The 11,182-nt window shown below is 64.3% G+C and carries 13 protein-coding genes; 8 read left to right on the top strand and 5 right to left on the bottom strand.

Annotation, left to right across the window (positions count from 1 at the left end):
• The first annotated feature begins 281 nt into the window (after positions 1-281).
• On the top strand, positions 282-674 hold the full coding sequence (locus tag ABDZ36_RS05720) for a hypothetical protein (protein ID WP_211312381.1): 393 nt from the start codon (positions 282-284) through the stop codon (positions 672-674).
• 53 nt (positions 675-727) lie between these two features.
• Here the strand turns inward: ABDZ36_RS05720 and ABDZ36_RS05715 are convergent, their stop codons facing one another.
• Genes ABDZ36_RS05715 through infB form a run of 3 tightly spaced genes read right to left on the bottom strand, consistent with a single transcriptional unit; the run spans position 728 to position 4,070 of the window.
• Positions 728-1,684 (bottom strand): tyrosine-type recombinase/integrase, encoded by a 957-nt coding sequence (locus ABDZ36_RS05715; protein ID WP_211312380.1) that lies wholly within the window; start codon positions 1,682-1,684, stop codon positions 728-730.
• Positions 1,681-2,223, bottom strand: a complete 543-nt coding sequence (locus tag ABDZ36_RS05710) for a hypothetical protein (protein ID WP_211312379.1) — start codon at positions 2,221-2,223, stop codon at positions 1,681-1,683. Before ABDZ36_RS05710 ends, ABDZ36_RS05715 begins: the two co-directional genes overlap by 4 nt.
• Before the next feature lie 53 nt (positions 2,224-2,276).
• Entirely contained in the window at positions 2,277-4,070 is a 1,794-nt protein-coding gene (gene infB / locus ABDZ36_RS05705; RefSeq protein ID WP_211312378.1) for a translation initiation factor IF-2, read from the bottom strand.
• A gap of 155 nt (positions 4,071-4,225) precedes the next feature.
• On the opposite strand from infB, the gene ABDZ36_RS05700 reads away from it, so the two are divergent.
• Both ABDZ36_RS05700 and ABDZ36_RS05695 read left to right on the top strand, forming a co-directional pair.
• Positions 4,226-4,471, top strand: a complete 246-nt coding sequence (locus ABDZ36_RS05700; RefSeq protein ID WP_211312377.1) for a PRC-barrel domain-containing protein — start codon at positions 4,226-4,228, stop codon at positions 4,469-4,471.
• The gene (locus ABDZ36_RS05695) at positions 4,471-4,929 is read left to right on the top strand and encodes an NOB1 family endonuclease (protein ID WP_211312376.1); all 459 of its coding nucleotides are present in this window, start codon (positions 4,471-4,473) and stop codon (positions 4,927-4,929) included. The genes ABDZ36_RS05700 and ABDZ36_RS05695 overlap by 1 nt, the downstream gene beginning before the upstream one ends.
• On the opposite strand, the gene ABDZ36_RS05690 is transcribed toward ABDZ36_RS05695, so the two are convergent.
• Positions 4,926-5,660, bottom strand: a complete 735-nt coding sequence (locus ABDZ36_RS05690) for a CPBP family intramembrane glutamic endopeptidase (protein WP_211312375.1) — start codon at positions 5,658-5,660, stop codon at positions 4,926-4,928. The two genes, ABDZ36_RS05695 and ABDZ36_RS05690, sit on opposite strands and share 4 nt — an antisense overlap.
• Positions 5,657-6,940, bottom strand: a complete 1,284-nt coding sequence (locus ABDZ36_RS05685) for a glucose-6-phosphate isomerase (protein ID WP_211312374.1) — start codon at positions 6,938-6,940, stop codon at positions 5,657-5,659. The genes ABDZ36_RS05690 and ABDZ36_RS05685 overlap by 4 nt, the downstream gene beginning before the upstream one ends.
• Positions 6,941-7,050: 110 nt before the next feature.
• Here ABDZ36_RS05685 and ABDZ36_RS05680 point away from each other — a divergent pair, with 110 nt between their 5' ends.
• The 5 genes from ABDZ36_RS05680 to ABDZ36_RS05660 all read left to right on the top strand — a co-directional run bounded on the left by ABDZ36_RS05680 (position 7,051) and on the right by ABDZ36_RS05660 (position 11,142).
• Positions 7,051-7,521 (top strand): DUF5812 family protein, encoded by a 471-nt coding sequence (locus ABDZ36_RS05680; protein WP_211312373.1) that lies wholly within the window; start codon positions 7,051-7,053, stop codon positions 7,519-7,521.
• Positions 7,522-7,572: 51 nt separating this feature from the next.
• Positions 7,573-7,953, top strand: coding sequence for a hypothetical protein (locus tag ABDZ36_RS05675; protein ID WP_211312372.1), 381 nt, complete (start codon positions 7,573-7,575; stop codon positions 7,951-7,953).
• A gap of 48 nt (positions 7,954-8,001) precedes the next feature.
• Positions 8,002-8,613 (top strand): metal-dependent hydrolase, encoded by a 612-nt coding sequence (locus ABDZ36_RS05670; RefSeq protein WP_211312371.1) that lies wholly within the window; start codon positions 8,002-8,004, stop codon positions 8,611-8,613.
• A gap of 75 nt (positions 8,614-8,688) precedes the next feature.
• Positions 8,689-9,564 (top strand): protein translocase subunit SecF, encoded by an 876-nt coding sequence (secF, locus tag ABDZ36_RS05665; protein WP_211312370.1) that lies wholly within the window; start codon positions 8,689-8,691, stop codon positions 9,562-9,564.
• Positions 9,565-11,142, top strand: a complete 1,578-nt coding sequence (locus ABDZ36_RS05660) for a preprotein translocase subunit SecD (protein WP_211312369.1) — start codon at positions 9,565-9,567, stop codon at positions 11,140-11,142.
• Positions 11,143-11,182: the final 40 nt, after the last annotated feature.

The following is an 11,182-nucleotide window of genomic DNA, read 5'->3' as shown; positions in this document are numbered from 1 at the left end:
GTGTACGGCGCTTTCAATTCGTTAGAGCTGATTCAGCAAACCATGAGAACTCTTCTATGACACCCTCATGGGTACCAAAAAACCCCTCTGCGAACTTATATCCAGTAAGCGGCCATAGGACTGATTGAGTCACCCGCTCAGAGAAAGCCCCTGTTGAGGCAGGGGCAAGAAGTGGGTGATTCAGGCTACACCCATGACGACCCACGAACGCAGAACAATAGTCAGTTTCGGCGTACAGAACCATAGCCACCCCACAGAGACGACCGTCGTCGAGGAGGAGGATGGGGATGTTTGAAGCAGTAGACGACGAGAATAACGTCATCATCGGCCTCTGTCAATCCCGTGACGACGCAGAAGATGTGTTACACGACGACGATACCGAGGCGTCATCAATCATCCCACGATGGTCCTCTGACAGCACTGGCAGGGGATTCACGTTCACTAACGAGCTTCACGGCGTCACAATCCGCGTCGTCGCCTCAGAAGACGAGTGGATCACTCAATTAGTCGACGACGAGGATGGTTCCGTCAAAGCAGAAGAAGACTATGCAGAGTTGGAAAGCGCCTTAGCACGGGCACTCTCGTACTCTGAGACGTATGAGGACTACGGGATTGGCGGTCGTTGGGAGACGGATGGCGAGGAACGTGAGAAGTGGACTCGAAACCTACCCTGATAGCGTATAGAGTCCCCTTCCGCGACGCCGAATAGCGTCACATACCGTCTTAGTCAAGAAAGGGGACTCGGACCCCTCTCTCTGTACTTCTTCTCTAAGTCGTCGTCAAGCAGTTGTAGGTACTGTTGTGTCGTCTCTATGGAGGTATGGCCCATTATCTTCTGCAAAGTCCGTATATCCATACCATTATCTAATGAGTCTACTGCGAACGAGTGGCGAAGGGTGTGGACTGTGATTTTATGCCTCTCAGCTCCTTTCCCGTCAATATAGATCGTTTCCTGTAACCCAGCGTTTTCAGCCGCCTCAGACACTATTCCACGAATCGTACTCGTCGCCAAATATCCGTTATGCCGACTAACAAACAGTTTGTTAGAGTCGTGAACAGACGTATTTGAGTCTCTATACCCTCCTTCAAGCCACTTCCCGAAGTCACGTTCTAAATCAGGGGGGTAGAACACGGTTCGAGTTGAATCTGTTTTGCTTGCATAGACATTCTCGATACGCCGTTTATCCCGATTCAATTGAGAAATATCAATATCACATAACTCGTTGACCCGTAATCCAGTATAGAATAGGGTTTTGATGATAAGTCGGTTCCTGAAAACGGGGGAAGAGACGGACTTCACGAGTTTTGAAACGTCATCGGCATTCAGGTAGTAGATCGCTTCCCCCGACTCCACTTCCCGCTTACTTCTGTCTGTAAGGCTATCAAAGTCGCCCCACTCAACTTTCTCCATCGGATTAGAGGAAACCACTTCATCTTTCTCTAATACTCCATATAGACGGCTTAGGCCGTTATAGTAGCCTCTGACAGTCCCCGTAGCATAGCCTCGGTTAGCTAACTCAAGAACATACCGCTCAATATCTCTATAATCCACATCACCTACCTCTTTTTCTTGCTCAGTAAGCCACGAATCAAAATCCTTCATCTGAGAGCGACGATTCTCTATGGTTGAACTTGCCTTCTTCAAGGACTCTCGTTCAAGAAAATCCGAAATACTCTCCCTCATGAATCCCTCCAATAAACCCGTCCGTCACCATCTGGATTATCCTTCGAGTGGACCTTCTCAGTTGTCTCCTCTAATCTGTTGATAGTTTTCTCTACCTGATAGGGGGTGCTATGCATATATTCAGAGATGTCCTTAATGGTACCCGAACGGACTTGATGGCTCAGAGAAGGATTACCCGTAAACACCCGTTCGTGTTCCTTAGTATCTGGTTCTGCCTGTGGAAGGCACTGGTACACAGGATTTGTTTCATACGGTTCTGGTTTCCCTGAGTCCTCTGAGGCAAGACCGTCAACTGTTGCTTGAATATCCTCCAGCTTGGGGTTAATCTCACTCCGAATTTCACCCACAATATCTAACCCACTAAAATCATTCTCTGTATCCCCTATTTCCCCCTCACTACCTTCGGCCATCTCCCTCGAAACTGAGAGTCGAAGCAAGTGAGAGAGAGAGTCTACTTCAGGGGTTTCAGAAACGTACTCGTCCCACTCCCTCTTTGTCTGAACGTCTACACGGAAATTGATCTGCGAACGTTCTTCCATCCTACCCGTATCCACAGAGCAGGGACGTATAGAACTATGCTATAATCCTATTCTCATTTGCCCCAGAAGGGGTCCCGTTTGCGCTGCGTTTCGAGGTACTGGTGGAGCGCCTCGCGTTCGTCCGCCGGGATCTCCTCGAGGAGTTCCTGTTCGAGGACTTTCGCGTGTTTCTCGGGGAGATCGACCCAGAGCTCGTCGCCCTCGTCGATGCCGCGCCCGACGGTCGGGCCGTCGATACTGACCGCAACCTCGTTGCCGGCCCGGACCTCGTCAACGTCCTCGCCCTGATCCTGGATGCCTTTCACGACGCCGACGCGCTCGATCTCGTTGCCGTCGAAGTAGCCGACGGGCGTGTTGCGCTTGAGGGTGCCCGAGAGCACCTCAACGCCGACGACGGCGGGGTCGGACTGGCGGAAGACGTGATCCGTGAGGATGCGGAAGCGCGCGGGGCGCATCACGTTCTCGAAGACGGCCTCGCGCTGGCGGCGCTCGATATCCTCGACGAACGCCTCGTACTCTTCGACGAGCTGGTAGATGACGTCGCTACGGAAGACCCGGACGTCGTCCTGCTCGGCGCGCTCGGCGGCGTCGCCGAGCGTGTCGACGTTGAACCCGAGGATAGCGCGATACTCCTCCTCGTCGACCGTGGTCGCCATCGCCACGTCGCGGGGCGCGATGTCGCCGACTTCAGCACGCATAATGGGGATTTCCGCCTCCTCCATCGCGTTCGCCATCGCCTCGAGGCTCCCGAGGGTGTCGGCCTTCACGACGACGCCCTCCTCGCCGGTGTCGACGGCGACCTCCGCGAGCTCCTCTTGGACGTCAGCGATGACGTCGTCGAGGTCACGCCCGCGGACCGCGCGGACCGGCGCGCCCGCGATCGCATCGTCGAGGTCGGGCGCGGCGATCTTCACGCCAGACGCGGCCGCGATCTCGTCGACCTTCTCGAAGCGGCTCTCGGTGCGGATCTCGGCGAGCGGCCGGGGTTTGAGGAGCGCGCGGACGTCCGTCACGATCGGCCCGTTGACGCCGCCGACGACGATGGTGTCGTCCGCACGAATGGTGCCGTCGTAGAGGATGACGTCGAGCGTCGTCCCGAAGCCCTGCTCCTCTTTGACTTCAAGGACGGTGCCCGCGCCCGGTCCCGTCACGTCGATCGCCATGTCCTCCTTCATGTAGCGCTGGGCGAGGCCCATGAGGACGGCGAGCAGGTCCGGGATCCCTTCGCCGGTCATCGCCGACACCGGCACGACGCCGACGTTCGAGCGGAAGTCCTGCACGCGCCAGTAGAAGTCGGAGGTGAACCCCGCATCGGAGAGTTCGCCGATGATCTCGTAGAGCTTCTCGTTGAACTGCTGCTCGACGCGATCCGACTGGGCCTCGAGGCTCTGTTGGATCGGCGCGTCCTCGTGGATCTGCCAGCCGGGGATGGTGTCCACCTTGTTCGCGGCGACGACGAACGGCGTCTGTGAGTCCGCGAGGATCTTGATTGCCTCCTCGGTCTGTGGCTGGAAGCCGTCGTTCACGTCGACGACGAGGATGGCGATATCAGCGAGCGCCCCCCCACGCGAGCGCAGTGTCGTGAACGAGTGGTGGCCCGGGGTGTCGATGAACAGCAGGCCGGGGAGGTCGAACTCGGTCGGGTCGACGAGGCTTCCCGCGACCTCCCCGACGACATCGAGCGGGACGGCAGTCGCCCCGATGTGTTGGGTGATGGCTCCCGCCTCACCCTCGATGACCGTGGACCCCCGAATCTTGTCCAGTAGGCTGGTCTTCCCGTGATCGACGTGTCCGAGAACGGCGACGATGGGGGTTCTGAGACCCCCGTGTTGTGTATCTCCCGACATTGAAACCCACGCCAGAACGGCTGTTATCCGAATTCAGCAGGTTGGGACAGGTAAATCCCCCGATCGGTCCCGCCGCATCCAATCTCCACCGCGGATCGGCTCGGCGGACGGACGCGAGCCGACCGTTTAAGTGGAACGGGGTCACAGACACGGGTATGGCCGACATCCTCGCCGAGAACCTCTCCGGGAAAGCAGTCATGGGGTCGGACGGAACCGAACTCGGGATGCTGTACAACATCACGATGAACCTCAAGACGGGGGCGCTCTCGGATCTGCTCGTCGAGCAGACCGAGGAGACGGACCAGATCTCCCTCGACTTCCCGACCGACGACCACGGGCGCTATCGCATCCCGGTCGGGCGCGTGCAGGCCGTCAAGGACTACATCGTCGTCGAGCGCTAGTGCACGTCCTCGATTCGTCGGCGTTCATCGACGAGTACGATGTCGAGGGCCCTGCGGCGACCGTTCCGGGCGTCCGCGAGGAGCTGAAGGACGCCGCGAGCTACCGCCTCACTGCCCTCGAAGGCTCCGGGATGCGCGTTCACGTCCCCGACGAGGCCGCGATCCGGCGTGTCGAGGACGCGGCAACGCGCACCGGCGATGCGGACGTCCTCTCCGAGACGGACGTGCGCGTCCTCGCCGCGGCGCTCGAACTCGACGCCGTGCTCGTCACGGATGACTACGCGATGCAGAACGTCGCAGACGCCCTGGACCTCAGCGTCGAGAGCGTCTCGAAGGAGGGGATCACCGAGCGCCGCGACTGGAACTTCCAGTGTCAGGGGTGCGGCCGCGAGTTCGACGAGGACCGCGAGCGCTGCCCCGTCTGTGGCTCCGATCTCGCGCGAAAGAACCCGAACTAGGTGGCGAACACGAACAGCGCGCCGAACTGGATCGCGTCGTAGCCGCCGTGGGCAAGCGCGGCCGCGACGACGCTGTCGGTGCGCTCGTAAACGGTACCGAGGACGAGTGCGACACAGCAGAGCCGTGCGAGCGTGACGCCGAGAGCGAGCGTGCTCACACCGGGCGTCGCATACGCGGGGAGGTGGACGAGCGTGAAGACGAGGCTGGCGAGCACGATCGCCGCGCGGCGCGAGAAGGCGCTGTACAGACGCTTCTGAACGACGTTGCGCATCAACAGCTCCTCGCCCGGCCCGACGAACAGCAGGGAGACGGGGACGAGGAGGAGACCGAGCCACGGCGTCTCGCGGATCGCTGCGACGGTCCCGTGGGTCGCGCCGCCGATCCCGAGCGCGTTGGCGACGACGCCGGTCGCACCGAGGACGACGAACATCGCGACGAGGCCGCCGCCCGCCCACAGTGCGGCGCGCCGGTCGAGGCGGACGTCGAAGTACGTTAGGGGCCGGCGCGTGACGACGACGTAGCCGAGCGCGGTGAACGCGAGTGCGAGTGCGAAGCCGGCCTGTGCGACGGCGAGCCGGAGGGCAATTGGTGGGTCGAACGCGCTCGCGATCGAGGTGACGACGAGCTGGACGACCGTGCCCGCGAGCAGCCCGACGATGGCGAGCGCGACGACGACGCCGAGCGAGCCGACGCGCGCGGGACGGTCGGGCTTCGATGCGGTGGCGCTCACTCGCGGGTGACGCGGAGGCTCGTCGTCTCATCGAGCGCGTCCGCGCCGCGGAGCAGGTCGCGAGCGACCTCTTTCCCCCACTCGACGGCAGGCTGCGTGAACGTCTCGACGCCGTAGAGCTCGCCGGCGAGGACGGTCGCGGCCTCCATGCCGTAGAGGAGGCCACCGACCGAGGCCGCGTCGACGCGCTCGATCTCGATGCGGACGTTCGGGAGCCCGACGTCCGCGAGGCTGGCCTCCGTCGCTTCGAACTCGGCGTCGCGCAGCTCGCCGAGCGACGCGCCCTCAAGATAGTCGAGCCCCTCCAGCTCCGCGCTCGGGATCGCGACGTCTGGGCCGTCGCGCGCGTGAACGAACGTCACGAGCTTGTCGTTCGGGCCGGCGCGATAGAGCTGGAGCTGGCTGTGCTGGTCGGTCGCGCCGAGCGCGCGCACCGGCGTCTGGCCGAGGCCGTCCTTTCCGAGGCTCTCGGCGCTCAACTGGGCGTACCACTCGGCGTACGTTTCGAGGGTTTCGTGATAGGGCATCACGACGTTCACGTTCGCGCCGCGCGCGGCGAGGGCGTACGTGATCGCGCCATAGGCGTACGCGGGCGTCTCGTAGAGCGATCCCGAGAGCGACTCGCGCTCGGCGCTCGCACCCGTGACGACACTCTCGATGTCGATGCCGAGAATCGCGGCGGGCGCGAGGCCGACGGTCGAGAGCGCGGAGAAGCGCCCGGGGACGCCGTCGGGGACGGGGAGCACGGGGAGATCGTGTTCGTCGGCGAGGTCACGGAGGTTGCCCGAGTCGCCGGTGGTGACGAGGGTACGCTCGGTCCAGTCGACGCCCGCGTCCGCGTAGGCCTCGCGAACGACGAGGAAGTTCGCGAGCGTCTCCGCGGTGGTGCCCGAGCGCGAGACGACGTTCAGCGCGGTCGATTCGAGATCGAGGTCGTCGAGGAGTTGCGACACCTGCGCCGGGTCGACGTTGTCGAGGTAGTACGCCTCGCCGTCGGTGTCGAGGGCGTCCGTGAGCGTCGCCGCGCCGAGCGCGCTGCCGCCGATGCCGACGGTGAGGACGGCCTCGGAATCGGCAAGCGGCGCGACGGCGTCGCGGATCGCGGCCGTGTCGACGCGTTCGGGGAGGTTCAGCGCGGCGTAGCCGAACTCGTCGTCGGCCATCCCGCGCTCGATCCGCTCGTGCGCGTCGGCGACGCGCCTGTCCAGTCGATCCAGATACTCCCGGGAGACGCCGGGCGCGGCGACCGCGTCGAGCGCGTTGCCGATGTCGATGTCCATACGCGCACCACGGCGCGCCGCCGCCAAGAGGGTTGTCCATCGGTGGCGTGCGCCGCGCTGAGGTTCACGCACGGCGAAACCCGGAAAAGGCCGAGCGGAGTAAGAACGATATGAGCGAGCAGGAGAAGTCGAGCACGTACCTCGTGACGCACGCCGAGGAGTCCTCGGCGGTGCTCACGGACGTCCACGGCGGGCAGGTGCACACCCTCTCGGACAACCCCGGCGTTGAGGCGGGCGAGGTCGTCGAGGCGACCGTCTCGCCCGACCCGCCGATGGAGGTCACCTACTCCGTCGTCGAGGTGACCGAACGCTACACCGTCGACGTCTTTGCAAGCGAGGAGGCCCCGACCCAACAGGCCCGCGAGCTGGCCGAAGGCCTCCCCGAGGGCGACCTCGCGACCGCGGAGCGCGCTGGCGACGGCGAGATCCACGTCCTCGCGGTCCCCGAGGACGACACCGAGGAGGCTGTCGCGGACATCGTGGACGATCAGGCCACCGTCGAGCGCGCCGCGCGCGTCGGTGCGAACCGCGTCGAGGTCCGCTCCGAACCCGGTCTGATCAACGTCCGCTACCTGCCGTAACGTGCTTTTTCGCCCCCGAAACGTGAACCGTCCGTCCGACGAGTGACGCGTATGGTCCCGTGGCCCCTCGCGGGGTGGTCAGATCCTGCGTCTGTCGCCACCCTCCTCGTCGTGCGCGTCGCCTGTAACGTCGCACTGTGCCTACTCGTTGCGTCCGCGGACGGGACGAGGGCGCGCTCGACCATCGCCGCGGTGACGTTAACTGGCTGTTCTGCTGTCCTGATGACCGTCGTCGTCGGCGGGACGTTCGGTCGTCCCGCCGGTCTCCTCGACATCGGGGTGCAGGTCGTGCTTCTCGTCCTCGCCGGCTACGCGACCTGTTCGTCGTCCGCGCGCTGGCGCACGCTCGCGTTCGGCTCCGCCGCGCTCTCCACGATCGCGCTCCTCCTCCTCTCGATCGTGCTGTACGGTGAGGCCACCGTCGCGCCGTAGCCGTCGCGGCGACGCGCTTTTGTTCTGACCTCCCGTAAGCGACGGTGTATGATGGCGACGACGCACGCGCTCGCCGGCCTGCTCGTGGGAGTGGGCGCGAGCGCGCTCACGGGCGACGCCGCGCCGCTCGTCCTCGCCGCCGGCGCGTTCGGCGGGCTCTTCCCCGACTTCGACCTCTACGCCGGCCACCGGAAGACGCTTCACTTCCCGGTCTACGGGTCGTTCGCGGCGGTGGTCGGCGTCAGTGTCTACGCCGTTCTCGGAACCACCGTTGCACTCGCCGTCGCGGTCTTCCTGCTCGCAGCGGCGCTCCATGCCGCGAGCGACGCCCTCGGCGGCGGCCTCGAACTCCGGCCGTGGGAGGGGACGAGCGAGCGCGCGGTGTACGACCACTTTCGTCGGACGTGGTGGCGGCCCCGCCGCCTGATCCGCTACGACGGCGCGCCCGAGGACGCCCTCGTTGGCCTCGTCCTCGCAGTGCCGGGCTACCTCGCGACGAGCGGGACGCTCCAGTCGCTCGTCGTCGTCGGCGTCGCGGTCTCCGTCGGCTACGCGGTGGTCCGCAAACCGATGGTGGCGCTCGCCGAACGCCTCGTCGCGGCGACGCCCGACCCGATCCTCAATCACGTCCCCGATCGCTTCGTCGGCGACGTTCGGTGATCCTTGGGAGAGCGGGTCCGACACCGCCGACATAAGCGAAGTCTTATCCGAAACGCCACCGCTATTCGAACGCATATGCCCTCGTTCGACGTTCCGGAGGTGGACTACACCCGGTACTCGAACCGGCAGCTCGCGGGCGTGCCACTCGCCGTGCTCGCCCTCGCGTTGCTGGTGCTCGCCGTGTGGTACGTCCTCAACGGCACGCCGGTCTCGCTCGGTCTCGAATTCACGGGCGGAACGGAACTCACGCTACACGCCACGTCCGCGCAGGCGGCTTCGCAGGACGCGGTCCGACAGGCCTTCTCGACGCCCGTCTCCTCCATCCGTGCGATCCCCTCGCGCTCCAACACGTACGTCGCAACGTTCAGCTCCGGGGCCGACGCGAGCGCGCTCCAGAGCCAAGCCCGTGCTGCGGGCTACGAAATCGTCTCGACGACCAGCACGTCCGCGACGTTCGGCGCGCAGTCCCAGCGCTTCGCCCTCCTCGGGCTGCTCGGCTCCTTCGTCGGAATGGCGGTCATCGTCTTCGCCCTCTTCCGGACGGCCGTCCCGAGCGGTGCCGTCGTTCTCTCCGCGTTCGGCGACATCGTCATCCCCCTCGCGCTGATGAACCTCTTCGGCATCAAGCTCACTCTCGGCACCGTCGCTGCGCTCCTGATGCTCATCGGGTATTCGGTCGACTCCGACATCCTCCTCACGAACCACGTACTCAGGCGCTCGGGGAGCTTCTACGAGAGCGTCGACCGTGCGATGAAGACCGGTGTGACGATGACCGTCACGTCGATCGTCGCGATGGCCGTCATGGCCGTCGTGGCCTACGCCTTCGGGATCGAACTGCTCGCGAGCATCGGGCTCGTGCTCGTCTTCGGTCTCGCGACCGACCTCATGAACACGTATATGCTCAACCTCAGTCTGCTTCGATGGTACAAGTACGAGGGGGTGAGCCGGTAGATGGTCGACCTCCGTTCGAACTGGCGGGTCATCCTCCTCGTCGTCCTCGTCCTCGGAAGCGTCGGCGCGCTCTTCGTCCCCGGTGCCGGCCCCGTCGTCGGCGGTGCCCCGGATAATGCGACCGCCGGTGGCGGCCCGACGAACCTCCAGTACGGGCTCCAGCTCTCCGGTGGGACGCGTGTCCGTGCGCCCGTCGTCGGCCTCACCGCCGAGAACGTCACCCTCCCGAGCGACGCGGGCGAGCGCGCGACGATCGCCACGACGCTCGCCGACAACCTCGACAACGTCTCCTCAACCGACGTTCGACTGCGTCTCGCGAGCAGCGGTGACACCGTCGAGGTGTTCGCGAACGTCACGCCCGCGCAGTTCCGCAGCGCGCTCGGTGCCGCCGGCCTCAACGCCGAGTCGGCCACGATTCGCGACGGCGTCACCGCGGCCACGCGCGACGATATCGTCGAGACGCTCTCCAACAAGGTGAACTCCCTCGGGTTCTCCGGGGCACAGGTCTCCGTGCAGTCGACCGTCGGCGGCGGGGCACACTACATCGTCGTCGAGGTGCCGAACGCCGACCTCTCCGAGGTCCGCGACCTCGTCAGCAGCCGCGGGCAGGTCGCCGTCCTCGCCTACCACCCGGCGAACAACACCGCACAGACGAACGACACCGTCCTCACGAACGAGGACATCCGGCGCGTCAGCGACGCCCGGATGCAACAGGGCTCCTTCGGCTCGGTGCCGGTCGTCCCCATCACGCTCACCGAGAGCGGTGGGGCATCGTTCGCCGAGGCGATGCAGGAGTACGGCTACACCAGTAGCGCCGGCATCAGCAACTGTCAGTACCCGAACGGCACGCCCGGTGACGAGTACTGTCTGATCACCACCCGCGACAGCAACGTCGTCGGAACGTACGGAATGGGCGAGACGCTCGCCAACTCGATCGAAAGCGGCGACTTCCAGAAGACGAACTCGTTCGTCCTCCAGACGAACTCGATGAGCCAGGCGCGACAGATCGCCATCGACCTCCGCGCCGGCGCGCTGCCGGCGGCCCTGGACATCGAGAGCGGTGACGTCTACCAGATCGACGCGTCGCTCGCCGAGCGCTTCAAGCCGCTCAGCTTCCTCACGGGGCTCATCGCCGCGATCGCCGTCAGCCTCGTCGTCTACCTCCGCTACGGGCGCGCGAAGATCGCCGCCCCGATGCTCGTCACGGCGCTAAGCGAGGTCGTCATCCTCCTCGGCTTCAGTTCGCTCGCCGGCCTCTCCTTGAACCTCTCGCACATCGCGGGGTTCATCGCGGTGATCGGGACGGGGGTGGACGACCTCGTCATCATCGCCGACGAGGTCACCACCGAGCAGGTCTCCTCCGATCGGGTCTTCCAGAGTCGCTTCCGCAAGGCCTTCTGGATCATCGGCGGCGCGGCCGCGACGACGATCGTCGCGATGAGCCCGCTCGCCGTCCTCTCGCTCGGTGACCTCCGCGGGTTCGCCATCGTCACCATCCTCGGCGTCCTCATCGGCGTGCTGCTCACGCGGCCCGCCTACGGTGACATCCTGCGCTATCTGCTCACCGACGAGAACTGAGGCGGCATAGCGCTTTTGTCGGTCGCTGCTGTTTTCCGCG

The organism is Halarchaeum salinum (assembly GCF_039520965.1).
Taxonomy (GTDB): Archaea; Halobacteriota; Halobacteria; order Halobacteriales; family Halobacteriaceae; genus Halarchaeum; species Halarchaeum salinum.
This window is presented reverse-complemented; position numbering and strand designations above follow the sequence as displayed.

Coding starts and splice junctions, on each gene's coding strand:
- ABDZ36_RS05720 (WP_211312381.1), top strand. CDS start 282: ATGGGGATGTTTGAAGCAGTAGACGACGAGAATAACGTCATCATCGGC.
- ABDZ36_RS05715 (WP_211312380.1), bottom strand. CDS start 1,684: ATGAGGGAGAGTATTTCGGATTTTCTTGAACGAGAGTCCTTGAAGAAG.
- ABDZ36_RS05710 (WP_211312379.1), bottom strand. CDS start 2,223: ATGGAAGAACGTTCGCAGATCAATTTCCGTGTAGACGTTCAGACAAAG.
- infB (WP_211312378.1), bottom strand. CDS start 4,070: ATGTCGGGAGATACACAACACGGGGGTCTCAGAACCCCCATCGTCGCC.
- ABDZ36_RS05700 (WP_211312377.1), top strand. CDS start 4,226: ATGGCCGACATCCTCGCCGAGAACCTCTCCGGGAAAGCAGTCATGGGG.
- ABDZ36_RS05685 (WP_211312374.1), bottom strand. CDS start 6,940: ATGGACATCGACATCGGCAACGCGCTCGACGCGGTCGCCGCGCCCGGC.
- ABDZ36_RS05680 (WP_211312373.1), top strand. CDS start 7,051: ATGAGCGAGCAGGAGAAGTCGAGCACGTACCTCGTGACGCACGCCGAG.
- ABDZ36_RS05675 (WP_211312372.1), top strand. CDS start 7,573: ATGGTCCCGTGGCCCCTCGCGGGGTGGTCAGATCCTGCGTCTGTCGCC.
- ABDZ36_RS05670 (WP_211312371.1), top strand. CDS start 8,002: ATGATGGCGACGACGCACGCGCTCGCCGGCCTGCTCGTGGGAGTGGGC.
- secF (WP_211312370.1), top strand. CDS start 8,689: ATGCCCTCGTTCGACGTTCCGGAGGTGGACTACACCCGGTACTCGAAC.
- ABDZ36_RS05660 (WP_211312369.1), top strand. CDS start 9,565: ATGGTCGACCTCCGTTCGAACTGGCGGGTCATCCTCCTCGTCGTCCTC.